Origin of the sequence: Pseudorhizobium tarimense (assembly GCF_022968135.1) — a bacterium.
GTDB lineage: Bacteria > Pseudomonadota > Alphaproteobacteria > Rhizobiales > Rhizobiaceae > Neorhizobium > Neorhizobium tarimense.
Genome location: NZ_JALJRA010000023.1, coordinates 36,332 through 62,732 on the forward strand (window position 1 = coordinate 36,332; position 26,401 = coordinate 62,732).

Consider the following 26,401-nt stretch of genomic DNA (forward strand, 5'->3'; position numbering starts at 1 on the left):
TATGATCAGGACCGTTCCGACCGCCCCCTACAAGGATCAGAAGCCCGGCACCTCCGGCCTGCGCAAGAAGGTGCCCGTCTTTGCCCAGGAGAACTATGCGGAGAACTTCATCCAGTCGATCTTCGATTCACTGGAAGGTTTCGAAGGCAAGACGCTGGTGATCGGCGGCGACGGCCGATACTACAACCGCGAGGTCATCCAGAAGGCGCTGAAGATGGCCGCCGCCGCAGGCCTCGGCAAGGTCATGGTCGGCCAGGGCGGGATTCTTTCCACCCCGGCCGCATCAAACATCATCCGCAAGTACAAGGCCTTCGGCGGCATCATCCTTTCGGCTAGCCACAACCCCGGCGGCCCGACCGAAGACTTCGGCATCAAGTACAATATCGGCAATGGCGGCCCTGCGCCGGAGAAGATCACCGAAGCGATCTTCGAGCGCTCGAAGGTCATTGAGGAGTACAGGATAGTCGATGCGCCCGATGTCGATCTCGACACCGTCGGCAGCTTCGATCTCGCCGGCATGATCGTCGAGGTGGTCGACCCGGTCGCCGATTACGCGGCGCTTATGGAAGAGCTGTTCGACTTCGGCGCCATCCGCGAGCTGATCTCCGGCGGCTTCCGTGTGGTCATGGATTCCATGGGCGCCGTGACCGGGCCTTACGCCAAGGAGATCATCGAGAAGCGCCTCAGCGCACCAGCAGGCTCCGTTCGCAATGCAACGCCGCTGCCGGATTTCGGCGGACACCATCCGGACCCCAACCTCGTCCACGCCAAGGAGCTCTATGATGACGTGATGAGCGCCGACGGCCCGGATTTCGGCGCGGCCTCCGATGGCGACGGCGACCGCAACATGGTGGTCGGTAAGCAGATGTTCGTCACCCCATCCGACAGCCTCGCCATCATCGCTGCAAATGCCGAGTGCGCGCCCGGCTATGCCGGCGGCATCGCCGGCATAGCCCGCTCCATGCCGACCAGTGCCGCCGCGGATCGCGTTGCCGAGAAGCTCGGTATCGGCATGTACGAGACGCCGACCGGATGGAAGTACTTCGGCAACCTGATGGATGCCGGCAAGGTCACCGTCTGCGGCGAGGAAAGCTTCGGCACCGGCTCGGCACACGTGCGGGAAAAGGACGGCCTCTGGGCCATCCTCTTCTGGCTGAACATCGTCGCCGCCCGAAAGGAAAGCGTTGCCGAGATCGTCCGCAAGCACTGGGCCGAATACGGCCGCAACTATTATTCCCGCCACGACTACGAAGAGGTCGACACCGACGCCGCTAAAGCCCTGATGGACGCGTTGCGCGAGAAGCTGCCATCGCTCCCCGGCCAGAGCTTCGGCGCCCTGAAGGTTGAGACGGCGGACGACTTCTCCTACACCGACCCGATCGACGGCTCCGTCAGCACCAAGCAAGGCATTCGCATCCTGTTCGAAGGCGGCAGCCGCGTCGTCTTCCGCCTGTCCGGCACCGGCACCTCCGGCGCGACGCTGCGCGTCTATGTCGAACGCTACGAGCCGGATGCTTCAAAGCACGGCATCGAAACGCAGGCGGCACTTGCAGACCTGATCGCCGTTGCCGATGAGATCGCCGGCATCAAGACGCGCACCGGCCGTAGCGGACCAACGGTCATCACCTGATCCAGGCTGCGAAGGCGGAAGGTCAAGCATTGGCGACGAGAACGGCATCCTGCAGTTGCGGCCAGCTTCGAATCGAGGTGTTTGGCGAGCCGCGCGGCGTCGGCGTCTGCCATTGCCTTGCCTGTCAGCAGAGGACCGGCAGCGTCTTTGCGACGCTGGCGGTCTTTCGCGCACCCTACAAGGTGACAGGAGAAGCGCGGGAGTATCTGCGGACGGGTGATCAAGGCGGCAGCTTCCGCTTTCGCTTCTGCCCGGTCTGCGGCACCAATCTCTTCCATACAGAGGAAGGCGTGGGCGACAACTCGGTCGCCGTCGCCGTCGGCGGCTTCGCCGATCCCTCCTTCCCGCCTCCCGAGGTTTCCGTCTACGACTGCCGCCGGCATGGCTGGATCCAGATGCCTGACGGCGTGACAGCCTACGAGAAGGATCCGGAATGACACTTGGCACGGCACTGACGCCAAACGGCGCCGACTTTGCGGTGTGGTCCAGGAGCGCAGAAAAGATCGATCTCTGCCTGTTCGACGAGAACGGCGTGGAGAGCCGCCTGCCAATGAAGCGTGGCGAGGATGACATCCACCGCCTCTCCGTGCCGAAGGCGGTTGCAGGCGCCCGCTACGGCTACCGCGCCCATGGCACCTACGATCGGGACCGCGGCCTGTGGTTCGATCCCTCGAAGCTGCTGCTCGACCCCTACGCCACCGAAATCGACAGGCCATTCGTCTACGACCGGCGACTCGGGCTTGAGGGGGCCGATACCGCCACCCTGATGCCAAAGGCAATCCTTCGCCAGCATGATGAGGTCGAAGCCGTCAAGCCGCTCTTCCGCACCGGCGGGCTGATCTACGAGATTGCCGTCCGCCCCTTCACCATCCTCCACCCGGACGTGCCGGAACATCAGCGCGGCACCATCGCGGCCCTCGCCCATCCGTCGGTCATCGCCCACCTGAAGCGCATCGGCGTCGACGCAGTGGAACTGATGCCGATCACCGCCTGGATCGACGAACGCCACCTGCCACCGCTGGGACTGAGCAATGGCTGGGGCTACAATCCGGTCGGCTTCATGGCGCTCGACCCGCGCCTCTGCCCGGGCGGCGTTACTGAGTTGCGCGAAACCGTCGCCACGCTTCACGAGGCTGGCATTGGCGTCATCCTCGACCTCGTCTTCAACCATACCGGCGAAAGCGACCGTGCCGGGCCGACGCTGTCGCTCCGCGGCCTCGACAACCTCGCCTGCTTCCGCCACCTGGAAGGCCAACCGGGCACGCTGATCAACGACACCGGCACTGGCAACACGGTCGCCTGCGACCATCCCTTCGTCCGGCAGTTGATCCTCGACAGCCTTCGCCACTTCGTCCTGCACGCCGGGATCGACGGCTTCCGCTTCGATCTGGCACCGATCCTGGGCCGCGGCCCGAAGGGTTTCTCCGCCGAAAGCGAAACGTTGCAGGCGATGGTGAACGATCCTGTTCTGTCCGACCGCATCCTGATCGCCGAGCCCTGGGACATCGGCTCCGGCGGCTATCAGCTCGCCAACTTCCCGCCGCAGTTCCTCGAGTGGAACGACCGCGCCCGCGATGACATCCGCCGCTTCTGGCGGGGCGACCACTGGACCCTCGGCGAGCTTGCCACCCGGCTTGCCGGCTCGCAGGACATCTTCGCCCGCCACGGCCATCACCACACCCGCAGCGTCAACTTCATCGCAGCCCACGACGGCTTTACGCTGATGGACATGGTTTCCCACGAGGAGCGTCACAACCAGGCCAATGGCGAGGAAAACCGCGACGGCCACCACGACAATTTCTCCTGGAACAACGGCGTGGAAGGGGCGACGGATGACCCGACAATTTGCGAAAAGCGCCGCCGCGATGTAAAAGCGCTGCTTTCCACCCTCTTTTCAAGCCGCGGCGCCATCATGCTGACCATGGGCGACGAAGCCGGACGCAGCCAACAGGGCAACAACAACGCCTATTGCCAGGACAATGAGATCACCTGGGTGGACTGGAACGCCCTTGATCAGGAGCTCATCTCGCATACGGCGGCGCTCTCGGCCCTCCGCAAACGCTTCTCGGTCTTTTCGGGAACCGGCTTCTTTATCGATGCGGGCGACGACATCGACTGGTTTGCTCCGTCCGGTGTACCAATGACCCCGGAAGACTGGCACAAGCAGGATGCTTCTCTGCTGGCGATGACGCTGAAGACGCTCGACAGGACGACGGAGCAGCAGACACGGCTTGCCATCATCTTCAACCGCACTTCGGAAGAGCAGACCGTCGCGTTGCCGGGAGAATGGCTGAGCCTGCCGGATCGAGCACCCTGGCAAGGCATTGCTCCGCCCCGCAGCGTAACCTTCTGCGCTACAGCCTGACGCTGCAATGCACGCGCATGCTACCCATTGGGCGCAAAGTCTGTAAATTGCAGTGCAGGGCGACTGAATCAGAGAGGGAAAATGGCGCAGGAAATATCGCTGGCCGATGTGCCTAGTCTGGTGGGGCAAGTTCTGGGCATCTCGAACTGGATCACCGTCGACCAGCAGATGATCGACAAGTTTGCCGATGCAACACTCGATCATCAATTCATTCATGTCGATCCCGAACGCGCCGCCGCCGAAAGCCCCTTCGGCGGCACGATCGCGCACGGCTTCCTGACGCTCTCGCTCCTGTCTGCCATGAACTTCGATTGCCTGCCGAAGATCCGCGAGCAGACCATGGGGCTGAACTACGGTTTCGACAAGATCCGCTTCATGTCGCCGGTGCGCTGCGGCACCCGGGTCAGGGGGCATTTCACGCTGAGCGGCTGTCGCTTCCGCGGCGCCGGCATGCTGATGACGACTTACGACGTCTCGGTGGAGGTGGAGAACGAGAAGAAGCCAGCACTGACGGCAAACTGGATCACGATCGTACAATTCGACCCGAAGGACCGGCCGCCGGAGGTCTGAGCCGAAACTGAAGCATACGCAGACCGTCCTATCGTCCACAACCGATATGCGAGGTACGAATGTTTCCGCTTTCCCACATGATGAAGTCCTTCATCCGCAAGGGACGCCTGACCGTCATCGATGCCGATGGCAAGCGTCACGTCTTCGGAGGGAAGGTGCCCGGGCCGGAGGTGACGATGCGCCTCACCGACAGGCGGCTCTACCGGACGCTGGTGTTTAACCCCGAGCTTTCCGCCGGCGAGGCCTACATGGACGGGACGATGCGCTTCGAGGAGGGCTCGACGCTTCGCGACTTCCTGACCCTCTTCTCCATCAACCGCTTGTCGCTCGGCTCATATCCGCTGCAGAAGGCGCTCCGCTCGATCAAGATGCGCTTTCGCAAGCGCCAGCAGTCGAACAAGAAGGGTGAGGCACAGCAGAACGTCGCGCACCATTACGACCTCGGCAATGACTTCTACCGGCTCTTCCTCGACGACAACATGCTGTACTCCTGCGCCTATTTCCGCGAACCGGAGGAAACGCTGGAGCAGGCGCAGCGCAACAAGCTGCGGCTTCTCGCATCCAAGCTCTGCCTGAGGGACGGCATGACGGTGCTCGACATCGGCTGCGGCTGGGGCGACCTTGCTCTGTACCTGGCCCAGATCGAAAACGTCCGCGTCACCGGCGTCACCCTGTCTCGTGAGCAGCAGAAGCTCGCCTCGGAGCGGGCACAGCAGGAGGGTCTCGCCGATCGGGTGAAGTTCGAGCTGCGCGATTACCGCGACGTCGACGACAAGTTCGATCGTATCGTCTCCGTCGGCATGTTCGAGCATGTCGGCGTGCAGCACTATGACGAGTTCTTCTCCCACCTGAACGACCTGATGCCGGACGACGGCATCGCCGTCCTCCACTCCATCGGCCACATGAGTCCGCCCGGCATGGCAAGCCCCTGGCTCAGGAAATACATCTTCCCCGGCGCCTATTCGCCCGCCCTGTCGGAAGTGTTCGAAAGCGTCGAGAAGAACAGCCTCTGGGTCATGGATCTCGAGTTCCTGCGCGTTCACTACGCCATCACGCTCTCCCACTGGGCAGAGCGGTTCGAGCGGAATCGCGAGCAGGTGATCGCCATGTATGACGAGCGCTTCGCCCGCATGTGGGAGTTCTACCTCATCAGCGCCGAGATGATGTTCCGCACCGGCAGCCAGCTCGTCTTCCATATGCAGATGTCGCGCAAGCGCGACGCCGCCCCGATCACCCGCGACTACATCACCGACAGGCAGCGGGACTACATCGAGCGGGAAAAGACGCTGAACCTCTCCCCTTGACAGATAACGGAGCGAAACGTGGACAGGCAGGACATGATCCGGCAGGCCTTCGAACGACAGGCTGTCGCCTGCCAAAACCTCGGCTCGCCTTTCACCGCCAGGCTTTTCCGGCTGGCCGCCTGATGGATTTCTGGTTCTTCTACTCGATCGTCCTACCGTCGATTATCGTGATGCTTGGTTATCTCGCCCTTCGCCTCCACGAATGGGATCTCGACCGCAAGAACAAGCACCGCCAGCTGGGCAATTAGCTGCCCGGCGGCCGCGTCAGAAAGTGGCGTCGAGTGCCCCTTCGGCGAGCAAGGCATAGGCATAGTCCGAAAACGACCGCCACACCTCCACCCGAAAGCTTTCTTCACCGGTCCGCAGCAGCACGATCTCTACCTTGCCGAAGATCGTGCGCGTGCAGGCGCCCACGGGAAAAGCCTTGAGCGAGAGATCCAGGGGACATCCGGCGTTGATCGCCGCCGCCGCCCCGGCCCCCTCCACCCATATCGCAGTGTTGCGATGGGATACATCGACGGCCGAACACAGCACGCCGGAGGCCGCGCAGGCGGCCATCAGGCCGCTTTCCCCCTCACCATCGCCAATGACCAGCCATTCGTCCGGCCCGAGCCAGAGCGCCGTTCGCATGTTGTTGGTGGCGGAGGTCTTCGGCTTAGTAGGCAATTCCAGTTCAAGCGCCGAGGAGAGGGCTGTAACATCCTCCGGTCGTGCCCTTAGCGATACACGTTCCGCAGGTGCGGCGGGGATGATGGACACGGAAGCGGCGCGTCCGCGAATGCCTGAAAGCGCCAGAGTACGGGCGGCTTTGCTTGACGAAACCTCAGCCATGGATGCGGCCTCCTTCCTTGTCGAAGAACCCCGTATCGGTCACTTCGACGGCAATCGTCCTATCCTTCATCGGCACGTAGAGCGTTTGGCCGATCCGTGATCGCCCGCCGGCAACAAGGGCCATCGCGATCGACCGGCCGCAGTTCTCCGACCAGTAGGCCGAGGTGACGTGGCCGAGCATGGTCATCGGCTTCGGCTGGTTGGGATCGCCGACGATCTGCGCCCCCTCCTCCAGCACGTCGCTCGGACGGTTGGTCAGCAGCCCCACCAACTGCTTGCGGCCGTCGCGCACCAGATCCGGCCGCTTCAGCCCACGGATGCCGACGAAGTCGGTTTTCTTCTTGGAGACCGCCCACCCGAGCCCTGCATCCTCTGGCGTCACCGTCCCGTCGGTGTCCTGCCCGACGATGATGTAGCCCTTCTCGGCGCGCAGCACGTGCATGGTCTCGGTGCCGTAAAGGCAGGCGCCCATGCCCTTCGCCCGTTCCCAGATCGCCATCCACACCGCTGAACCGTAATCCGCCGGCACATTGACCTCGAAACCCAGCTCGCCGGTAAAAGACATGCGGAAGAGCCGCGCCGGCACGCCCATCACTGTGCACTCCGCCACGCTCATATGCGGGAAGGCCTCGCGCGAGATGTCGAGCCCATCGACGAACGGCTGGATGATCTCCCTCGCCTTCGGCCCCTGCACGGCGATTACCGCCCACTGTTCCGTGGTCGAGGTCAGCCACACCTTCAGATGCGGGAACTCGGTCTGGAGATAGTCTTCCATGTGGTGCAGCACCCGCGGCGCGCCGCCGGTCGTCGTCGTGACGTGGAAGCGATCCTCCGCCAGCCGACCGACGACGCCGTCGTCGTAAACGAAACCATCCTCGCGGGTCATGATGCCGTAGCGGCATTTGCCGGGCTTCAGCGTGTCCCAGGCGTTCGTATAAAGCAGGTTGAGGAACTGCGCCGCATCCGGCCCCACCACCTCGATCTTGCCGAGGGTCGAGGCATCGAAGACACCGGCGACGTCGCGCACCGTGCGGCATTCCCGGTTGACCGCGGAGCTCAAGTTCTCGCCGCGCTTGGGGAAATACCAGGCGCGCTTCCAGTTGCCGACATCCTCAAACTCGGCGCCTTCAGCGGCTTCGAGATCGTGCATCGGCGTCTTGCGTGCCGGGTCGAACAGCTCACCCCGCGAATGCGCCACCAGGGTCCCATAGGTCACTGGTGTATAGGGAGCACGGAAGGTGGTGAGCCCCACCTGCGGGATCGGCCGGTCCAGCATCTCGGCCGCGATCGCCAGCCCGTGCATGTTGGAGAGCTTACCTTGGTCGGATGCCATGCCGTTGGTAGTGAAGCGCTTGATGTGTTCGATCGAGTGCATGCCTTCGCGCACGGCAAGGCGAATGTCCTTTGCCGTCACGTCATGCTGGAAGTCGACGAAGGCTTTGACCCGCGTATCGGGCCCCGCCCCTTCCGCCGCGCCGATCATGCCGCCGCTCCAGCCGAAGCGGCTCTCGGCGCTGACCGACGCAGCACCGCCGCCGGCCGCAATGGCCTCGTGAACCAGCGAAGACGCTTCGTCGGTGCCATTGCAGGCGCCGACCGAAACGCAGTCCTGCGCGTAGATGTCCGGCAGGAAGCGCTGGCTGGCCTCATCCCAACGCAGCTTGCCGCGCGACTGGGAGAACAGGTGCACGGACGGCGTCCACCCGGCAGACACGATCAGAGCATCGATCGGCATCTTGCGGATGTCCATGTTGCCGTTACGGGCGACCGTCATCGACTTGATGCGCAGGCGGCCGCTGGTGTCGGTCACTGAATGGCCGGTCAGCACGTTGATGCCGAGCGCACGCGCCTCCGCCAGAACCGCCTCGCCCGGCCGCTCGCGGCAGTCGACGATCGCGGCGATCGAGACGCCGGCGCGCTTCAGGTCGAAGGCCGCTTCATAGGCGCTGTCATGGGCGGTGTAGACGCCGACATTGCGGCCGACGGCAACGCCATAGTGGTTGAGGAAGGTCCGTGCCGCGGACGCCAGCAAGATTCCCGGCCGGTCGTTGTTCGGGAACACCATATGCCGTTCGATCGCACCGGCGGCGAGGACGACCCGCTTGGCGCGCACCTGCCACAGCCGCTCACGCGGCGTCTCCCGCCCCGGTCGATTGAGATGATCGCTCACCCGCTCGGCCAATCCGAGAAAGCCATGGTTATAGTAGCCGAAAACTGTGGTGCGGGTCAGGATGCGCACGTTTGGCATGGCGGCAAGCTTCGCCGCCGTCTCCTGTGCCCATTCGAATCCGTTCTTCCCGTCGACCGTCGTGGAGGTGTCGAAATGCAGCGCCCCGCCAACCTCAGGCTGCTCGTCGACGAGGATTACCTCAGCTCCCGTCGCAGCCGCGGATAGGGCTGCCGTCAACCCGGCCAGCCCAGCGCCCGCAATCAGCACATCGCAATGGGCGAAGCGGTTGGCATAGCGATCCGGATCCTCTTCCTTCGGCGCCACGCCGAGGCCGGCTGCACGACGGATGATCGGCTCGTAGACCTTCTCCCAGGCCTCCTGCGGCCATTTGAACGTCTTATAGTAGAAGCCCGCGGGGAAGAAGGGTGACAGCAGGTTGTTGACCGAACCCACATCGAAGGCAAGCGAGGGCCAGCGGTTCTGCGAGGCGATCTTTGCGCCATCGAACACCTCCTGCACGGTCGCCCTGACGTTCGGCTGTCTGCGGGCGCTGTCACGCGCAACGTCGAGGAGCGCATTGGGCTCCTCCGGTCCGGCAGACAGGACCCCGCGCGGGCGGTGGTACTTGAACGAGCGGCCGACGAGATGCACGCCGTGCGCCAGAAGCGCAGAGGCGACCGTATCGCCTTCAATCGCCGTATAGCTCTTGCCGTCGAAGCTGAAGCGCGACGTACGCGCCGGGGTCAGCCGCCCTACACCCTTGATGCGAAACGCGCCGAGGTTCTTGGTCGAGCCGTGGGAAGAGCCGCTCATCGCGCGTCTCCTTCCGTCTGCTCATAGGTCTCGACGGTCTTTTCCGTTGCCGACACGCCGGGCACCGGCTGTTTCGGCAACCCGGCCTTGTAGGTCATCAGGAACCGGTCGCTCACCGTATCACGCGCTGCATTGAAGAAACGGCCGCAGCCATGGATATGGCGCCAGCGCTCGTAGGTCAGACCCTTCTCGTTGTTGCGCAGGAAGAAGTATTCGGCGAACTCTTCGTCGGTGATGTCGGCAATTGCGTCGGGCCGCGCGATATGCGCTTCGCCGGCCCAGCGGAATTCCAGTTCCGAGCGATCTTCCTCGCAATAGGGGCAGTGGATCAGAAGCATCTGGGGATCCTTGGAAAAATCAATGCGCCACGGCGGCCGCCGCCGCTTCGTCGATCAGGCGGCCGGTGCGGAAACGGTCGAGCGTCAAGCCTGCCGCGAGCTTGTGCGGCTCGCCCTTCGCAATCAGATGGGCAAAGAGGTTTGCTGAACCCGGCGTCGCCTTGAAGCCGCCCGTTCCCCAGCCGCAGTTGACGAAAAGACCCGGCACCGGCGTGACGCTCTGGATCGCGGAGCGATCCGGCGTATTGTCGGTAATGCCGCCCCATTGGCGCATCATCTTGACGCGCCGGAACATCGGGAAGAGCTCGCAGATTGCATCCAGCGTATGCGTGATGATCTGCAGGCCTCCCGTCTGGCTGTAGGAATTGTACTGGTCGGTCCCGGCGCCGATCACGAGCTCGCCTTTGTCCGACTGGGAGATGTAGGCATGCACGGTGTTCGACATGACGACGCAGGGGAAAATGGGCTTTAGCGGCTCCGACACGAGCGCCTGCAGCGGATTGGAATGCAGTGGCACCCGAACACCCGCCATCTCCATCACCACGGAGGAATGTCCTGCGGCCGACACGCCGATCTTCTTGGCGCCGATGAAGCCGCGATTGGTCTCCACCCCCGTCACCTCGCCGTTCAGCCCGCGACGGATTCCGGTGACTTCGGTGTTCTGGATGATATGCACGCCGCGGTCGGACGCAGCGCGGGCATAGCCCCAGGCGACTGCGTCGTGGCGCGCCGTGCCGCCCCGCTTCTGCAAGGCCGCCCCGTTGATCGGGTAGCGTGCGGTCTTGGAGATATCGAGCGGCGGACAGTAGGCCTTCGCCTGCTCCGGCGTCAGCCATTCGTTGTCGATGCCGTAGAGCCGGTTGGCATTGATGTGCCGCTTGAAGCTCTGCATGTCATGCGTGTTGTGCGACAGCATCATCACGCCGCGCGGCGAATACATGACGTTGTAGTTCAGATCCTGGCTCAAGCCTTCCCAGAGCTTCAGGGAATGCTCGTAGATGTCCATGCTCTCTTCGTAGAGATAGTTGGAGCGGATGATGGTGGTGTTGCGGCCGGTATTGCCGCCGCCGAGCCAGCCCTTTTCCAGCACCGCCACATTGGTGATGCCGTGCTCTTTCGCCAGATAATAGGCGGCTCCGAGCCCGTGCCCTCCACCGCCGACGATGATTACGTCATAGCTCGAGCGCGGCTCTGGCGACGACCATTGCGCCTCCCAGCCTTTATGGGCCCGCAGCGCCTCGCGAGCCAGAGCGAAGACCGAATATTTGCGCATGTCGCCCTTTCAATTCCTCAAAGAACGGAGGTGCCTGAAGGACATACCCATCGCAAATCGACAGGAGCCGCAATAGCGTTTTTGCGACTCCTCACGGATTTGTTTCGACACGAGGTGGTGACAATCTGCCTCTCCGGGTGCGTCCGCCGGCACCAGGCTGTGCTGCCACTTATCCGCGCTGCGACGAGAGGCTATCGCCCTGCCTCCAAAAGAAACCCGCCGAAAACAGGGGCAGCCAGACGAGCACCGGCTGAAACGGCAGACGCAAGCAGTGATAGAGCCCCTGCCACGCGGCGGCATCGCCAGTTCCCAAGGCATCTATTGCTTGCTTCACGTTCGCTGGAAAGACGCAGACGGCGTAGAGCGCGAGGCCGATGCCCGCATATGTCTTCAAAGCAGGAAAGAGCAGGCCGACCGCACCCGCGATCTACGCAAGCCCGGTCAGGAAGATGAGTGCCTTGGGCTCGGGAACCCAGGACGGAGTGATGCTGAGGAACGGATCAGGGAAGGCAACGTGGAGGATGCCGGCCAGGCCATAGAAGCAGGCAAGCAGTACGCGTCAACGGCTGCGCCAGAGCTCTTTTCGCGCCGTCTGCCGAGACACGCCGTCTCCCCTGCCAACCATCAACAACGCTCGCCCTTCGTGGCCGGCCGATCAACACTGCTCATGCCTTCAGCAGCACCTTGCCCTTTCGGCCCGGCTCTGCTGCCGCCGCGGCAGCGCGGTTGATCTCGGAAAGCGGAAAGACCTCCGACACCGTCAACCGCACATCGCCAGCCGCTACCGCCTGGACGATCTCGGAGATGAGGCTCGCCAGCTTTTCCGCACCGAGCCTCGGAGCGATCTTTGCGAGCCAGAAACCCTTCACCTCTGCTTCCTTGAAGATCAGGTCGCTCGCCGACAATTCCAGCGGTCGTCCGGACATGAGGCCGAAGGAAATCAGCACCCCCTTCTGGCCCAGCAGCGACAACAACTGGCCTGCAGCCGGACCACCGACGCCGTCGACGGCCGCCGCAATGGGAGCGCCCTGCGTGATTGCCGTCACGTGATCCCTCCAGCCTTCGTCGGAGGTGGAAACGATGTTGCCGATGCCCAGTGCCGCCAGTTCCTCCACCGCTGCGTGGCGGCGGACAAGGCCCAGCACATTGATCCCCCGTGGGACTGCGAACTTCGCCAGTGCCTTGCCGACGGCACCGTTGGCGGCGTTCTGCACGATCCACCCGCCGCGCTCCACGCCGGCAAAGGCTAGAAGTGTCAGTGCACTCAATGGCATGGAAACCAGCTGAGCGGCGGCTTCGTCGGAGATCTCGTCCGGCACGGGAACCGCCGAAGCGCCCGGCGCAATGTAATAATCCGCCCAGCTCCCTCGGCCCGATGCCGCCACGCGTTGCCCCACTTGAAGATGCGTCACGCCTTCTCCTAAAGCATCGACGGTCCCCACCGCCTCTGTTCCAGCCGGAGCCGGAAGCTCCGGCTTGAACCCGTAATCGCCGCTGACGGTCAGCAAGTCGTGATTGTGGATCGACGCCATCACCATCTTCACCCGGATCTGGCCGGCTGCGGGAGTGGGTAATTCGCTGTCGACGAGTTCCAGAACCTTGGCAGGATCGCCGAATCGGGAATGAGACGCGCTGCGCATTGTTTCCTCCGCTCCAGTGGCGCTGACGAGAAAAAAGCCTTGTGGCTTTCCCTCACCGATATAGAGGCGCAAAGACATCTGGCGACGCTGTCGCTCAACTTTTGATTTTCATCGGCTGCAGCCCCTATGCCATATGGACTTCCGCCGATCTTTCTGATATCTGCCTGTCCCAATCGCACGGCTTGTCGCCGGGCTTACATATTTTTTCGCCTCGAATCGGCAGATCCTGGCGATCAACCAACCAAAGGAACGGGATTACACGTGCAGGTACTTGTCCGCGACAACAACGTTGATCAGGCTCTCCGCGCTCTCAAGAAGAAGATGCAGCGCGAAGGCATCTTCCGTGAAATGAAGATGCGCGACTACTACGAAAAGCCTTCCCAGAAGCGTGCGCGTGAAAAGGCCGAGGCTGTTCGCCGCGTCCGCAAGCTGGCCCGCAAGCGCATGCAGCGCGAAGGCCTAATTGCCGCTCCGCGTGCTGGTCGTTAATCGGCCGCTTTTTCGACGTTTTTGACGTGCTTATGAGGCGGGGGCGACAGGGTCGCCACCGCCTTTACTTTTATCGGACCAAGCATCCGCTTCTGCAAGAGACGAGGAACCGCGCCTGATGGCCTTCAAGACTGCTGCTCCTTCTTCCGCAACAATCGGCTTTTCGGCTATCACCGCATCTTCCCGTGGCAAAACCGCCCTTTCAGCCCTGGCGCTGGCCTCGGCCGTTCTGCTTGCCGGCTGCTCGACCACCTCCCAGACCAGCGATCTGATCACCGTCGACCGCGCACAGGGCTCCGAGCAGAATATTGCCTCGCTGACCTCGGTCATTGCCTCCAACCCGCAGGATCCTGAAGGCTACAACGTCCGTGGCTCCGCTTACGGCCGCGCCGGCGAGTTCAACCGCGCCCTGGACGACTTCAACCAGGCGATCCAGCTGAACCCGCAGTTCTACCAGGCCTATGCCAATCGGGCGCTGGTCTACCGCAACATGGGCAAGCCCGTGGAAGCGGCCAACGATTATAATCGCGCCCTGCAGATCAACCCGAACTACGACGTCGCCTATATCGGCCGCGGCAATATCTATCGGCAGGCCGGCCGCACCGACGAAGCCTTCAACGACTTTAACCGCGCCATTCAGCTCGACACGACGGACGGCCGCGCCTACCACAACCGCGGGCTGATCTACCAGCTGCGCGGCCAGCACGCCCAGGCGATCGAGGATTTCTCCAAGGCGATCTCGCTCTCGTCCACGGCACCTGAGCCCTATAACGGTCGTGCCGTCTCCTACCTGGCGCTGGGTGATGACGAGAATGCCTTCGCCGACATCAACCATGCGATCGAGCTGAACGACAAGCTGGCCGAATCCTGGACCAACCAGGGCCTCGTCTACGAGCGCCGCGGCGATACCCAGCGCGCTGCGCGTTCCTATTCGCATGCCGCCCAGCTCGACCCCAACTACCAGCCGGCCAAGGATGGTCTGGCGCGCACGCGCGGCAGCTAGCCTTCTCCCCTTTCGCAAGAAGGGAAGGCTAGCCGCATAGCTGATGTGTCAGCGCCAGCCAAGTGCCGGCGCGACATGCTTCAGGATCGCCTCGATCACATGCGCATTGTATTCAACGCCGAGCTGGTTGGGCACCGTCAACAACAGCGTGTCTGCTTCCGCAACCGCCTCGTCCTGCCGCAACTCCTCGATCAGCACCTCCGGCTCCGCCGCATAGGAGCGTCCGAAGATGGCACGTGTATTAGCGTCGATATAGCCGATCGAATCCTGATCCCCGCTCCTGCCGAAATAGGCACGGTCCATGTCGTTGACGATGGCGAAGATGGAGCGTGAGACCGAGACGCGCGGTGTGCGCGTATGGCCGGCCTCCCTCCAGGCATCGCGATAGGCGCGGATCTGCTTGGCCTGCTGGATGTGGAAGGCCTCACCCGTCTCGTCGTCCTTCAACGTCGACGACTGCAGGTTCATGCCGAGCTTTGCGGCCCAGACCGCCGTGGCGTTCGAGCCAGCCCCCCACCAGATGCGCTCACGCAGGCCTTCGGAGAAGGGCTCCAGGCGCAGCATGCCCGGCGGGTTGGGGAACATCGGCCGTGGATTCGGCTTGGCGAAACCTTCGCCCTTCAGCACATCCAGGAAGACCTCCGCATGCCGGCGTCCCATGTCGGCCTCGCTCTGACCGTCCTGCGGCTCGTAGCCGAAATAGCGCCAGCCATCGATCACCTGCTCCGGCGACCCGCGGCTGATGCCGAGCTGCAGGCGTCCGCCCGAGATCAGGTCGGCGGCACCGGCATCCTCGGCCATGTAAAGCGGGTTCTCATAGCGCATGTCGATCACGCCCGTGCCGATCTCGATCTTGCTCGTCTTCGCCCCAACGGCGGCGAGCAGCGGAAACGGCGACGCAAGCTGGCGGGCGAAATGGTGGACGCGGAAGTAGGCGCCGTCGGCGCCGAGCTCTTCAGCCGCAACGGACAGATCGATCGACTGCAGCAGTGCATCGCTTGCCGAGCGCGTGCCCGATTGCGGTGAAGGCGACCAGTGGCCGAAGGAAAGAAAGCCGATTTTCTTCATGGGCTGCTCCTTGTGAAGCGCGAACTCAGTTGCAACCTATATGGCACGGCACCACGCGCTTCGTCAGGGCCGAGGGAGGAGCGGGACCACGACGGATTGTTCGATGATTTTGAACGAGAACCGGCGGATTCGTTTCAGTCCGTCAGCTTCAGCGGATTGATCACCGTCAGCCCCGCCACGGACATTCCATTCTGGAGATCTTCCGAATACACACTATCGCAGCCGCTCTCCAAGGCTGCTGCGTCGATCATCGCCTGGTAGGTCGACAACTGGTGACGCCCCGCCAACTGCAAGCCGCGATCATGAATAGCAACCGTCAGTGGCACGACGTCGAGCAACCGCGGATGGCTCTTAGCAACATGGTGAGCTCATCCCAGGAGAAGTTAAGCTTGCGACGCGCAACATGCGAAAATTCATTGAGAACTTGAATGCTGATGGTGCCGCCCTTCCGCACCTCCTCTTCCGCAGCGTTCGCTTTTTCTTCGTTTCCCGATGCCAGATAGATCAGAATGTTCGTGTCGATGAAGCTACCGGCCATTCGCCTCGTCCCGGTCGAACACGAAATCTTCTGTAACCCGTCCCCGATACTGTCTCAGACGCTCGATCAAGGCCTGCCGCGTCGGCTTGCGTGCGACCTCGAATTCATCGGCGTCAACCGCGCGGATCTGAATCTCGTCGCCCTCTTTTAGATTGAGTGCTTCCACCACCGAAGCGGGGAGCCGCACCGCGAGGCTATTGCCCCATTTGGACACCTGCATGATGCACCTGCGGATATACAAGATGGTGTTTGTATATCTACTCGCGCACGCCGTAAAAGAAAAGCCCGGCACCGGGCCAGGCTCTCTTACTATTCGCTACTCACTACTCGCAAGCAATAGCTCAGTGCTTCATCGCCTTGACGATATCTTCCGTCATCTTCTTCGCGTCGGCGAGCAGCATCATCGTACCGTCCTTGTAGAACAGCGTGTTGTCTATGCCGGCATAGCCGGAGCCGAGCGAGCGCTTGACGAAGAGGCAGGTCTTCGCCTTGTCGACATCAAGGATCGGCATGCCGTAGATCGGCGAGGCCTTGTCGTCTCGCGCCGCCGGATTGGTAACATCGTTGGCGCCGATGACATAGGCGACATCGGCTTGCGCGAACTCCGCATTGATGTCTTCCAGCTCGAAAACCTCGTCATAGGGCACGTTCGCTTCAGCGAGCAGCACGTTCATGTGGCCCGGCATACGCCCCGCCACCGGGTGGATCGCGTACTTCACCTCGACGCCGTGCTCTTTTAGCGTGTCTGCAAGCTCGCGCAGAGCATGCTGTGCCTGGGCAACCGCCATGCCGTAGCCCGGCACGATGATGACCTTCTGGGCGTTCTGCATCAGGAAGGCCGCGTCGTCGGCCGAACCCTGCTTCACGGTGCGCTGCACGCCGTCGTCCGCCCCAGCCGAGGCGGTCTCGCCGCCGAAGCCGCCGAGGATCACGGAGATGAAGGAGCGGTTCATGCCCTTGCACATGATGTAGGAGAGGATCGCCCCCGACGAACCGACCAGCGCCCCGGTGATGATCAGCGCCAGATTGCCGAGCGTAAAGCCGATGCCTGCCGCCGCCCAGCCCGAATAGGAGTTCAGCATCGAGACGACGACAGGCATGTCGGCGCCGCCGATCGGCACGATGATCAACACGCCGAGCACCAGCGACAGGCCGACGATCAGCCAGAACTGCGTGTGACTTTCCGTCTGCGTCAGCCCGATGATGAACACCAGGATGGCGATGACGAGGCCGATGTTGATCCAGTGCCGGTAGGGCAGCAGGATCGGCTTGCCGGACATACGCCCGTCGAGCTTCAGGAAGGCGATGACCGAGCCGGTGAAGGTGATCGCACCGATCGCCGCACCCAATGCCATCTCCACCAGCGCCTGACCATGGATGGTTCCGATTTCGCCGATGCCGAAGGAAAGCGGATCGTAGAGGGCCGCGGCTGCGACCATGACGGCGGCAAGGCCCACCAGTGAGTGAAAGCCGGCGACCAGCTGCGGCATCGCCGTCATCGGGATGGTACGGGCGATATAGGCGCCAGCCCCGCCACCGATCGCGAGTGCGACCAGGATCAGGAGAAAACCGCCAAAGCTGGGCGTCGCCAAAAGCAGCGTCGTGACGATTGCGATCGCCATGCCGATCATGCCGTAGACATTGCCCTTGCGGCTGGAGGTCGGGTGCGAGAGACCCCGCAGTGCCATGATGAACAGCACCCCGGAGACGAGATAGAGGAAGGCTGCGAAGTTCTGTGACATATCCGCAGGACCCTCAGCGATCTTTTTTCTTGTACATGGCCAGCATCCGGCTGGTCACCAGGAAGCCGCCGAAGATGTTGACCGAAACGAGCACCAGCGCCACGAAACCGAAGCCCGTGGCATAACCGCTGGCCGAGATGCCGACCGCAAGCAGCGCACCGACGACGATGACCGAGGAGATGGCGTTCGTAACGGCCATCAGCGGCGTGTGCAGCGCGGGCGTAACCGACCAGACGACGTAATAGCCGACGAACATCGCCAGCACGAAGATCGCCAGCCGGAAGACGAAGGGATCGATCGCGCCGCCGGAAACGCCGTGGGCGGCTTGAGCCACCGCATCGGGCGCCTGCTCGGCGGCAACCCGGACCGCGTCCACAGCCTGGTCGAGCCTCTTCAGCGCCGAATTCATCATGTCGCTTGCCATCAGAGCCCCTCCTTCTCGCCTGGCGTCGCCGTATCAAGCTTCTTGCGCACCCGCTTCGGCTTCTCAGTACCTTCGCCCGCCGTTGCAGCATTGCTGGGCTTGCGTGCCGCGGGCTTCTTGGGCGCTGGCGTATCGGATGCCGCGACCGGCGCCGGATCCACGGCGGCGGCTGGCGCGACCGTTTCGCGAGCCGCATTGGCGGCCTCAACAAAATTTGGGTGCACCACCTTGCCCCCATGCGTCAGCATCGTCGCCTTGACCAGCTCATCCTCGGGATCGATCCGGACTTCCTTGCTCTCCTTGTCGACCATCGTCTCCAGGAACGCATAGAGGTTCTTGGCATAGAGAGCAGAGGCAGATGCTGCGACCCGGCCGGGCACATTGGCGTGACCGAGGATCTTGACGTCCTCGACCGTAACGATCTCGCCCTTCACCGACCCCTCGATATTGCCGCCCCGCTCCACCGCAAGGTCGACAGCAACGGAGCCCGGCTTCATCGAGGCGAGCATCGCCCGCGTCACGAGGCGGGGGGCCGGCCTTCCGGGGATGAGGGCGGTGGTGATGACGATGTCCTGCTTGGCGATGTGATCGGCAACCAGCGCCGCCTGCTTTGCCTGGTAGTCAGCAGACATCTGCTTGGCGTAGCCGCCGGCGGTCTCGGCCGCCTTGAACTCGTCGTCTTCGACCGCAATGAACTTCGCGCCGAGCGACGCGACCTGCTCCTTCGCCGCCGGACGCACATCGGTGGCGGAAACAACGGCGCCAAGACGTCGTGCCGTGGCGATCGCCTGAAGGCCGGCAACGCCTGCGCCCATGACGAAGACCTTGGCGGCCGGAACCGTGCCGGCGGCCGTCATCATCATCGGCAGCGCCCGGCCATATTCGTGGGCCGCGTCAATAACAGCGCGGTAGCCGGCTAGGTTCGCCTGCGAGGACAGGACGTCCATCGACTGCGCGCGCGTGATCCGCGGCATCAGTTCCATGGCGAAACTGGTGAGCCCGGCCTCCGCCATCCGGGCAATATCGGCTTCGTTGCCGTAGGGGTCCATGCTGGCAAACACCGCCGCGCCGGACCTGTAAGAGGCTATCTCCTCGGGCTCGGGGCGATTCACCTTGAGGACGATGTCGGCAGAGGCGGCATCACCGGAACCGCCGATACGCGCCCCTGCCGCCTGGTAATCCGCATCCGGAATCCCGGATGCGATGCCGGCACCCGCTTCGATCACCACATCGAAGCCGAGCCCGGCAAGACGCTTCACCGTCTCCGCCGAGGCCGCAACCCGCTCTTCCCCCGCCCTCTCGCGAGGTACGAAAACCAACTTAGCCAAGACACGCCCCTCCCCGTCTCTGCCCTCACAGGCACAACCGCGGTTGTGCCTGCCCTAATCGACTTAACCCGGCGCGCTGGTTAGCGAAGCAGGTAAATGCCGGCGGCGGAAAGGACGAGGAAGATGATCAGCGCGCCGAAGAAGCCGGCACCGCCGAAGAAACCGGCAGCCATCGCGATCATCAGCACCACGAGGTGCATCGTGCCCCACTTGGTGAGCGTCAGGAAGCCCTTATAGGTCTTCTCGTGCTCGGCGTAGTCCATCTGGGCGCCTGTTTCGACGGGGCCGCTGCTGTGGTTATCCATGTATCGTCTCCCTTGCACGGCGCTGAGCCGCCGATCAAGCGCAGCAACGGCCGTCAAATACCTGATCTTGCCCGTCCCAAACCGTTCACCACGGCCGCTGAGGCATTGCTTCAGGCCTTACACAAAGCGGCCACAAAGCGCAATGGCGCCAAATGGCACAGGTGTTCGGTGCGGCCGGAACGTCTTAGGCTACGGCTCGCCTCTCCGTCGCCTGCGCAAAGCGCGCCGTCGGCAGAATCGTCAGCGGCGCCATGCCGGCCATCGGCGACCGATCGAACATCAGCCGGCGCTCGTAGGACTCGGAATCGAAAAAGGCGTAACGCTTCATCAGTTTTGGACGCACCTCCCTCGGACGCGAGGCCAGAAGGGTGAGTTCGAAGCCGTAGGTCTCGGTCATCGTCGGCGGCACGACCGTATCGGCATTGAAGACCCGACGATAGAAAGCGGCATGTGCGGGACGAATGTGCTGAAGCACGCGGTCGGTGTCGAAATAGATGGCTGCCATGATGCTCGGCCGAAGTGTGAGATAGGAGATCGACGGAAGTTCGCTGACCACATCGGGATCCGCCGCAAAGCGTGCAGGATCGATCAACGTCATACCGGCATCGAGAAACGCATTCACGGCCTCAGGGAAAATCCCGCTGGACTGGCATACCCGGTGATCTGGCGTCACGTGGTGAACACGCAACGTGCTGATCAGCTCTTCGTAGTAGTAGACACCGAAGACATAGGCCTGCCGATCAAAGTCAACCTCCTCCAGCATACTTACGGCAGACACGGGCAGCACGTCCCTGGCCTTGTAAGCTTTGTACCGGAGGGCCGCGATCGCTTCGAAATCTTCTTGATCTTCTATTCTGCGATACTCGATGTGATCGAGCACGTTGAGGAGCTTTTGGCTGAAGGTGCCTTCGGAAAGAATCTGATCCATATCAACGCAATACCTGTGATGTTTACCAGGTATTAACGCTGATCGAGCCAGCCCAGGCAACGCTTGAAGTCTAGATTACCGAACTTCTAAAAGACATGGTTAACGGCAGAGAACGCGCGGAGCACTCTTCTTCTAGCGACCTCGTCAGGCGTACGCCCTCAGCCGGCGCCCCCAACTGCCTCCTTGCGCACCGAATTTTCAGATAGCAGTGTCACCAGTTCGGTGGGAGAGACGGGAGCTGAAAAGACATAACCTTGGATGACGTCAGCCAGGCCATACTTGTTGATGAGCGCAAGCTGCTGCTTTGTCTCGACGCCCTCCAGCACAACGGTGAGGCCAAGTTCCCGCGTCAATTGAACAATGCCGCGCAGAAGCTTCATCCGCTTCGACTGCATACCGATGTCTCTTACAAATGCGCGGTCGATCTTGACGATATCTAGCGGAAGCGAGTCGAGATAGCTGAGGCTTGAAAAGCCGGTGCCGAAGTCGTCAATTGAGATCGTTACGCCGATGCTCCGCAGCCGCTCCAGGATGGTGCAGACCGCCGCCGGATCATCCATGAAGAAGCTTTCGGTAACTTCGACATGCAGCCGCTGCGCCGGTAGCTTGTGTTCTTCGAGAGCTTCCGTGACCCACCCTACAACGTCGGCGCTTCTGAGGTCGTGAACCGAGAGGTTGACGGAAACGGCGACGGGTTCCGGCCAGGAGGCGCAGTCCCGACAGGCCTGATCCATCACATATCGGCTGATCTCGGAGACGATACCCATGTCCTCTGCGAGAGGCACGAAGATGTTTGGAGCGATCGGCCCCTTCTGCGGATGCGTCCACCTCACCAGCGCTTCGCAGCTTTCCACCGCAGAGCCATCAGGCAGGTACATCGGCTGATAGACCACGGTAAGCTGCTTGTCGCGCAGAGCCTGCCGCAGATCGGCGCGCAACCGCTGCCCCTCGAAGTAGATCGCATCCATTTCCGGAAGGAAGCAACTCAGGGCACCATTGCCCTTCAGCTTGGAATCGTTGAGAGCAAGGTCCGCCTTGATCTCCCACTGCTCCATCGAAAGCTCGTGGTTCGGAAGCAGGACGTATCCGCCGTTAACGCTGACGGAAAGACTGTGATCGTCGACGGAATAGGAGCCCTGAACGGCCGCGTGCAGGCTGCTGGCTTCGCCAAAGAGGTCAAGTTCAGCGTCGCCAGTAATAAGAATGGCAAAACGGTCACCGATCATACGCGCGATGACGAACCGGTGTGCCGAGACCGATGACAGCCTTCTTGCCACCTCTTGCAGGAGGCCGTCGCCGACCCTGTGACCGCGTACGTCGTTGACATGCCGGAACCCCTCTACGTCGAGGAGCAGCAGACATGCCTGGTCTGATCCCCTGCTCAGCCGCTCCCTGCACAACTCTCTGAAATAGTGGGCGTTCGGCAGGCCCGTCAACGCGTCATATCGGGCCATGTACCGGATCTTTTCGTCGGCAATGAAGCGCGCTGTGACGTCCTCGAATACGACGACGATACCGCCTTCGGACCGACGACTGACTGTGAAGTTGATGTAGGAATCATCCGGCAGTTGGACCAAGGCCTCAGCGAAGCGTTCCTCCTCTGCCCGCTCCATCGCAGTGCGAAGCTGGCCTATGCCGCTTCCGAGGCTCCGCTTGAGCAGCGGCAAGAGCGTCTGGCCCTCAAGCCTGCCGTCGTCCTGGAGTTTGAGGAGGTCAGGCGCGCGCCTGTTTGCAACCTGGACGACCCCTTCGCGATCAGCCATGATGAGCCCGTGGGAAATGGTCTTCAACGCCACGTCGAAGCGGTCGACAAGCCGGGCAAGCTCACGGGAAGCCAGGACGTTGCGATAGAGGAAATCCCGAACGCCAGTCGCCATGGAACGGGTGGTAAGCCCGAACGGGACAAGTAGCAGCGACATCAGGATGAGATGGATCTGCTGGGTGAAGAGACATGCGAGAATGATCGGAACGCAGCATCCGAGCGTCTGGAGGGAAACCGCAAGCGGTGACCCGAAGTTGCGGCCAACGATTGAAACCATGGATGCCATCGTCACGGCGATGCACATGAACGACACGTAAGGGTCGCGAAGAACGACGACCGCATATCCGCTGGCGATGCCCAGAAGCAGCGCGGTGGCAGCCGCCCCATAGACATAGCTGACCTCCCATCGAACGATGTCGCGGAACGAGAGCAACGTCTTCTCGGTCCTGTCGAAACGGCGGAACCAATAGAGCCGGTATGCGAAAACAGATGCGAAGACGGCTGCGAGCCAAAGATAAAAGTTCGCTTGCGAGTATCCGTAGACAATGAAGCACGACAGGATATGGACGACCATACCTGTGAAAAGCGTACCGCGATTTCCAAACAGCGAGCTGACGAAGGACAGATAGACATCTGTCGGCAGCGTCCCCGCTTCGTGCGCCTTCATGGGGCTTGCCCTTTGTTTCGGCGGCATTCTGGCCGGAACCCATTAATTTTTAGGTGCATCCAATATTGAGCCCCTGAGACCTTGGGGGTTTTTCACGTCTTGCTTAACAACTCTCAAAAGTCATGCCCCTAGAACCCATAGCATCACAGCAGACTGGAGGGGAGTTGTGCAACGCAGACTTAAAGCCTTCGCCAGCCCCCCGCCCGGATGCGGCCTTAGCGGCGAAAGACGGCGACACTGGGTCACAACCCCCAGAAATCAAGCGTGATTGGCTTGTCGGACAATTGATTTCTGTCCCGCCAGTCAATACACCTCGCCAGCAAACAAGCGAGCTCGGCGACTGCAGTCCCTGTCCCTTCTCAGTGGCGGGATCGTGGCAGAGGCCGACAGGAGGGGAAAAATGGCTGCGCTGCTCGCGCTGACGCGCGTGATCGATGCCGTGACCACGGCAATAGGGAAATCCGTTTCATGGCTTCTGCTGGCCGCTGTCTTGATCAGCGCCGGCAATGCCATCCTGCGCAAGGCGTTGGACATGTCGTCCAATGCCTGGCTGGAGGTGCAGTGGTATCTGTTCGGCACGGTCTTCATGCTGGCCGCAGCCTATGCCTTGCTGAAGAACGAGCATGTCCGCATCGACATTCTGTCCTCCAGCTGGAGCAAGCGGACGCGCGACATCATCGACCTCCTCCTGCACATCATTTTCCTCGTTCCCTTCGCCGCTCTAATGGCCTATCTCGCCTGGCCCTGGTTCTGGCTGTCGTTCAATTCCGGCGAGGTATCCTCCAATGCCGGCGGCCTCACCATCTGGCCGGCCAAGCTGGTGGTTCTCCTGGGCTTCATCCTGCTTCTGCTGCAGGCCTTCTCCGAGATCATCAAGCGCTATGCCGTCATCACAGGCCGGATCGAGGATCCTCGCCACGACACGGCCGGCGAGATGCCGCCTGCGGCAACGGAGGTCTGACGCGTGATTGATTTCATTGCCCACAACCTGCCGCTGGTGATGTTCTCCAGCGTCATGCTGCTGCTGCTGCTCGGCTATCCCGTTGCGTTCACGCTGGCGGCCGGCGGTCTGATCTACTTCGTTCTCGGCGTCGAGCTTTCGGCGATCTCGCCGGAGATCCGGCTGTTCTGGCCGCTCCTGCAGTCGCATCCGGAACGCATCTACGGCATCATGTACAATGATACGCTGCTGGCGATCCCGTTCTTCACCTTCATGGGGATCATCCTGGAGCGGTCGCGCATGGCGGAGGACCTGCTCGACACGATCGGCCAGCTCTTCGGCTCGGTTCGTGGTGGCCTCGCCTATGCAGTCATCCTCGTCGGTGCGCTGCTCGGTGCGACGACCGGCGTCGTCGCCGCATCGGTCATGGCCATGGGCCTCATCTCGCTGCCGATCATGATGCGCTACGGCTATAACCGTCCGCTGGTCTCCGGCACGATCGCCGCATCCGGCACGCTGGCGCAGATCGTGCCGCCGTCGCTTGTCCTGATCGTCATGGCCGACCAGCTCGGCCGTTCCGTCGGCGACATGTATGTCGGCGCGCTCTATCCGGCGCTGATGATCGTCGGCAGCTACTGCCTCTACATCTTTGCCGTCACGATGATCAAACCGCAATGGGCGCCCGCCCTTCCCATGGAAGCGCGTACTCTCGGAAACGGCATCACCTCGCTCCTCGTGATGATGGCAATCGCTGTGGGTCTCTACTACCTCGGCCTGCACGTGCTCTTCACCGGCATTCAGTCGCCGGAATGGCAGCTGGTCTCGGCCATGGCGTTTGCCGTCATCGCCGTTTACCTAGTCGCCCTCGTCAACAGCCGCGTCGAGAAGAAGCTGATCTCTCGGCTTGCCGAGCAGGTCATCATCGTCCTGGTGCCGCCGCTGGCGCTGATCTTCCTCGTGCTCGGCACGATCTTCCTCGGCATTGCAACGCCGACGGAAGGCGGCGCCATGGGCGCGACGGGTGCCCTGCTGCTGGCGCTCGCCAAGGGCCGATTGAGCTTCGGCACGGTCAAGAACGCGCTCGACGCGACGACGAAGCTTTCCGCCTTCGTCATGATGATCCTCATCGGCGCACGCGTCTTCGGTCTCACCTTCTACGGCATCAACGGAAACGTCTGGATCGAGGAACTGCTGCTGGCCCTGCCCGGCGGCGAATACGGCTTCCTCGTGGTGGTGACGATCATCGTCTTCATCCTCGGCTGCTTCCTCGATTTCTTCGAGATCGCCTTCATCATCGTGCCGCTTCTGGCGCCGGTCGCGGAAGCGCACGGGATTGACCTCGTCTGGTTCGGGATCATTCTCGGCATCAACCTGCAGACCTCGTTCCTGACGCCGCCCTTCGGCTTCTCGCTGTTCTTCCTGCGGTCGATTGCGCCGGTCGCGCCATGGCTGGACAAGGTGACGGGCAAGACGATGCCCGCCGTAAAGACCACCGAGATCTACAAAGGCGTCTTCCCCTATATCGTCATCCAGTTCGCGATGATCCTGGTGGTGATCTTCTTCCCCGGTCTGGTCATGCACTACAAGACGGATACGCCGAGCATGGATCCAGCCGACGTGCAGATCGAGATCCCGGGCTTTGGCGGCGCAGGCGGCCTGACCCTGCCGCCGATGGGAGGACAGGGAGGCGGATCGAGCGCTCCGCCGGCCATGGGGCTCCCGCCGCTCAACCTGGGCGGTGAGCAGCAGCCGAGCTCGGGCGGAACCGCACCGGCCGCTCCGCCGGCCTTCGGTCTGCCGCCGCTGAACCTCGGCGGCGAACAGCCGGCGGCATTCCCTGCCCCGGCAGCACCGGCCGAGCCGACCACCCCGCCAGCATCGCCCGCATTCGGCCTCCCTCCGCTGGAGGGGCTTCCGGGCCAGCCGGCGCAGCAGACAGAACCGGCGCCGCAAGCCCTGCCGGGCCTCAGCCAGCCGCCGCCAATCAACCAGTAAAGCGCCAAAAGGCCCCTGCCGAAAACAGGCTGTGTGGAAACTGAATGGAGGCTCCGGTTTAACCGGGGCCTCCAGCTTGATGACAAACCCCCGCCCCACCTTCTCAAGGACCAAGATTCACGGAACGTCTCTGAATCGAAAAGAGAACGGATCGGAGTCGAAGTAGCGCCAGCAAAGGCAAAGAGGACTTTGTCAGCAGTCTGGAGGCTCCGGTTTAACCGGGGCCTCTTTTGGTTTCAGGCGGCGGCGGTGCGGATGTTGATGGCCCGGGCATCCAT

26 protein-coding genes are annotated in these 26,401 nt (G+C 62.3%); 10 read left to right on the forward strand and 16 right to left on the reverse strand.

All coding sequences use genetic code 11. The features are described from left to right. The first annotated feature begins 1 nt into the window (after window position 1). The 6 genes from MUU54_RS21425 to MUU54_RS24670 all read left to right on the forward strand — a co-directional run bounded on the left by MUU54_RS21425 (window position 2) and on the right by MUU54_RS24670 (window position 6,117). A complete protein-coding gene (locus tag MUU54_RS21425) occupies window positions 2-1,630 on the forward strand; it encodes an alpha-D-glucose phosphate-specific phosphoglucomutase (protein ID WP_247245991.1) in 1,629 nt (542 codons plus the stop codon). Window positions 1,631-1,659: 29 nt separating this feature from the next. Further along, window positions 1,660-2,067, forward strand: a complete 408-nt coding sequence (locus MUU54_RS21430) for a GFA family protein (protein WP_247245992.1) — start codon at window positions 1,660-1,662, stop codon at window positions 2,065-2,067. Further along, a complete protein-coding gene (gene glgX, locus MUU54_RS21435) occupies window positions 2,064-3,995 on the forward strand; it encodes a glycogen debranching protein GlgX (protein WP_247245993.1) in 1,932 nt (643 codons plus the stop codon). Before MUU54_RS21430 ends, glgX begins: the two co-directional genes overlap by 4 nt. An 81-nt stretch (window positions 3,996-4,076) precedes the next feature. Further along, entirely contained in the window at window positions 4,077-4,565 is a 489-nt protein-coding gene (locus MUU54_RS21440) for a MaoC family dehydratase (RefSeq protein WP_247245994.1), read from the forward strand. Between the two features lie 59 nt (window positions 4,566-4,624). Further along, window positions 4,625-5,869 carry an SAM-dependent methyltransferase gene (locus MUU54_RS21445; protein ID WP_247245995.1) on the forward strand — a complete coding sequence of 415 codons (1,245 nt, stop codon included), beginning with the start codon at window positions 4,625-4,627 and terminating at the stop codon, window positions 5,867-5,869. Between the two features lie 122 nt (window positions 5,870-5,991). After that, window positions 5,992-6,117, forward strand: coding sequence for a hypothetical protein (locus MUU54_RS24670; RefSeq protein WP_281433427.1), 126 nt, complete (start codon window positions 5,992-5,994; stop codon window positions 6,115-6,117). 16 nt (window positions 6,118-6,133) lie between these two features. Here the strand turns inward: MUU54_RS24670 and MUU54_RS21450 are convergent, their stop codons facing one another. The 6 genes from MUU54_RS21450 to MUU54_RS21475 all read right to left on the reverse strand — a co-directional run bounded on the left by MUU54_RS21450 (window position 6,134) and on the right by MUU54_RS21475 (window position 12,934). Continuing rightward, the gene (locus MUU54_RS21450; protein ID WP_247245996.1) at window positions 6,134-6,700 is read right to left on the reverse strand and encodes a sarcosine oxidase subunit gamma; all 567 of its coding nucleotides are present in this window, start codon (window positions 6,698-6,700) and stop codon (window positions 6,134-6,136) included. Further along, window positions 6,693-9,683: a sarcosine oxidase subunit alpha gene (locus tag MUU54_RS21455; protein WP_247245997.1), complete on the reverse strand. Its 2,991-nt coding sequence runs from the start codon at window positions 9,681-9,683 to the stop codon at window positions 6,693-6,695. Before MUU54_RS21455 ends, MUU54_RS21450 begins: the two co-directional genes overlap by 8 nt. Then, entirely contained in the window at window positions 9,680-10,021 is a 342-nt protein-coding gene (locus tag MUU54_RS21460; RefSeq protein WP_247245998.1) for a sarcosine oxidase subunit delta, read from the reverse strand. Before MUU54_RS21460 ends, MUU54_RS21455 begins: the two co-directional genes overlap by 4 nt. A gap of 19 nt (window positions 10,022-10,040) precedes the next feature. Beyond that, complete coding sequence (locus MUU54_RS21465) at window positions 10,041-11,294, reverse strand: sarcosine oxidase subunit beta family protein (protein WP_247245999.1); 1,254 nt, start codon at window positions 11,292-11,294, stop codon at window positions 10,041-10,043. A gap of 169 nt (window positions 11,295-11,463) precedes the next feature. Then, a complete protein-coding gene (locus MUU54_RS25260; RefSeq protein WP_494338239.1) occupies window positions 11,464-11,721 on the reverse strand; it encodes a DoxX family protein in 258 nt (85 codons plus the stop codon). Between the two features lie 238 nt (window positions 11,722-11,959). Beyond that, window positions 11,960-12,934: a zinc-binding dehydrogenase gene (locus MUU54_RS21475; protein ID WP_247246000.1), complete on the reverse strand. Its 975-nt coding sequence runs from the start codon at window positions 12,932-12,934 to the stop codon at window positions 11,960-11,962. Between the two features lie 261 nt (window positions 12,935-13,195). Between MUU54_RS21475 and rpsU the strand changes: the two genes are divergently transcribed. Further along, window positions 13,196-13,423, forward strand: coding sequence for a 30S ribosomal protein S21 (rpsU, locus tag MUU54_RS21480; RefSeq protein ID WP_077549705.1), 228 nt, complete (start codon window positions 13,196-13,198; stop codon window positions 13,421-13,423). A gap of 118 nt (window positions 13,424-13,541) precedes the next feature. Further along, entirely contained in the window at window positions 13,542-14,426 is an 885-nt protein-coding gene (locus MUU54_RS21485; protein ID WP_247246001.1) for a tetratricopeptide repeat protein, read from the forward strand. 48 nt (window positions 14,427-14,474) lie between these two features. Here the strand turns inward: MUU54_RS21485 and MUU54_RS21490 are convergent, their stop codons facing one another. From MUU54_RS21490 to MUU54_RS21535, 10 genes are all read right to left on the reverse strand, one after another. Next, on the reverse strand, window positions 14,475-15,494 hold the full coding sequence (locus MUU54_RS21490) for an LLM class flavin-dependent oxidoreductase (protein WP_247246002.1): 1,020 nt from the start codon (window positions 15,492-15,494) through the stop codon (window positions 14,475-14,477). A 134-nt stretch (window positions 15,495-15,628) separates the two neighbouring features. After that, the gene (locus MUU54_RS21495) at window positions 15,629-15,832 is read right to left on the reverse strand and encodes a PIN domain-containing protein (protein ID WP_247246003.1); all 204 of its coding nucleotides are present in this window, start codon (window positions 15,830-15,832) and stop codon (window positions 15,629-15,631) included. Beyond that, window positions 15,811-16,032 (reverse strand): PIN domain-containing protein, encoded by a 222-nt coding sequence (locus tag MUU54_RS21500; RefSeq protein WP_247246004.1) that lies wholly within the window; start codon window positions 16,030-16,032, stop codon window positions 15,811-15,813. The genes MUU54_RS21495 and MUU54_RS21500 overlap by 22 nt, the downstream gene beginning before the upstream one ends. Beyond that, the gene (locus MUU54_RS21505; RefSeq protein ID WP_247246005.1) at window positions 16,022-16,252 is read right to left on the reverse strand and encodes an AbrB/MazE/SpoVT family DNA-binding domain-containing protein; all 231 of its coding nucleotides are present in this window, start codon (window positions 16,250-16,252) and stop codon (window positions 16,022-16,024) included. Before MUU54_RS21505 ends, MUU54_RS21500 begins: the two co-directional genes overlap by 11 nt. A 121-nt stretch (window positions 16,253-16,373) precedes the next feature. Further along, entirely contained in the window at window positions 16,374-17,774 is a 1,401-nt protein-coding gene (locus MUU54_RS21510; RefSeq protein WP_247246006.1) for an NAD(P)(+) transhydrogenase (Re/Si-specific) subunit beta, read from the reverse strand. A 13-nt stretch (window positions 17,775-17,787) separates the two neighbouring features. Next, window positions 17,788-18,198, reverse strand: a complete 411-nt coding sequence (locus MUU54_RS21515) for an NAD(P) transhydrogenase subunit alpha part 2 (protein WP_247246007.1) — start codon at window positions 18,196-18,198, stop codon at window positions 17,788-17,790. Further along, on the reverse strand, window positions 18,198-19,526 hold the full coding sequence (locus tag MUU54_RS21520; protein WP_247246008.1) for a Re/Si-specific NAD(P)(+) transhydrogenase subunit alpha: 1,329 nt from the start codon (window positions 19,524-19,526) through the stop codon (window positions 18,198-18,200). Before MUU54_RS21520 ends, MUU54_RS21515 begins: the two co-directional genes overlap by 1 nt. An 80-nt stretch (window positions 19,527-19,606) precedes the next feature. After that, window positions 19,607-19,831 (reverse strand): aa3-type cytochrome c oxidase subunit IV, encoded by a 225-nt coding sequence (locus MUU54_RS21525; RefSeq protein ID WP_247246009.1) that lies wholly within the window; start codon window positions 19,829-19,831, stop codon window positions 19,607-19,609. Window positions 19,832-20,015: 184 nt separating this feature from the next. After that, window positions 20,016-20,759 carry an N-acyl amino acid synthase FeeM domain-containing protein gene (locus tag MUU54_RS21530; RefSeq protein ID WP_247246010.1) on the reverse strand — a complete coding sequence of 248 codons (744 nt, stop codon included), beginning with the start codon at window positions 20,757-20,759 and terminating at the stop codon, window positions 20,016-20,018. Window positions 20,760-20,917: 158 nt separating this feature from the next. Next, window positions 20,918-23,188 carry a putative bifunctional diguanylate cyclase/phosphodiesterase gene (locus tag MUU54_RS21535; protein ID WP_247246011.1) on the reverse strand — a complete coding sequence of 757 codons (2,271 nt, stop codon included), beginning with the start codon at window positions 23,186-23,188 and terminating at the stop codon, window positions 20,918-20,920. Between the two features lie 400 nt (window positions 23,189-23,588). Between MUU54_RS21535 and MUU54_RS21540 the strand changes: the two genes are divergently transcribed. Then, window positions 23,589-24,149: a TRAP transporter small permease subunit gene (locus tag MUU54_RS21540; protein ID WP_247246012.1), complete on the forward strand. Its 561-nt coding sequence runs from the start codon at window positions 23,589-23,591 to the stop codon at window positions 24,147-24,149. 3 nt (window positions 24,150-24,152) lie between these two features. Continuing rightward, the gene (locus MUU54_RS21545) at window positions 24,153-26,123 is read left to right on the forward strand and encodes a TRAP transporter large permease (RefSeq protein ID WP_247246013.1); all 1,971 of its coding nucleotides are present in this window, start codon (window positions 24,153-24,155) and stop codon (window positions 26,121-26,123) included. Window positions 26,124-26,401: the final 278 nt, after the last annotated feature.